Genomic DNA, 441 nt, shown 5'->3' on the forward strand with positions numbered 1-441 from the left:
CGGCAATACTTAAAACGTGAGTGACAGGGAATTCTTCATGGTAGCGCCCGCCAATTAATTGATATACAGGTTGATTTAGTTTTTTGCCCATTATATCAAAACAAGCTCTACATTTGTAGAGAAACCGAGAGTAGCTAAAATCGTCATTTTTCTTGCTGCATCTAAACCTTCTACGTCTGATGTTGGATCTGCTTCTGCAAATCCAAGTTGTTGGGCTTCTTTTAACACGTCGTTATATGCTCTCCCTTCGTCTGACATTTTCGTCAAAATAAAATTTGTCGTTCCATTTACAATTCCCATTACTTTCGTAATAAGATCTGAAGAAAGTCCTTCTACGATACTGCGTAAAATTGGAATTCCTCCTGCCACACTCGCCTCATAGAATAAATCAGCCTTATTATCTTTTGCTGTCGCTAATAATTCAGCTCCATGTAATGCCAT

The 441-nt window shown here is 38.3% G+C and carries 1 pseudogene; it reads right to left on the reverse strand.

The annotated features are described in order from the left end of the window. Window positions 1-102: 102 nt before the first annotated feature. Window positions 103-441, reverse strand: a pseudogene (locus tag SB717_RS33780) (homoserine dehydrogenase); the annotation flags it as partial.

Origin of the sequence: Priestia sp. SIMBA_032 (genome assembly GCF_046535215.1) — a bacterium.
GTDB lineage: Bacteria > Bacillota > Bacilli > Bacillales > Bacillaceae_H > Priestia > Priestia aryabhattai.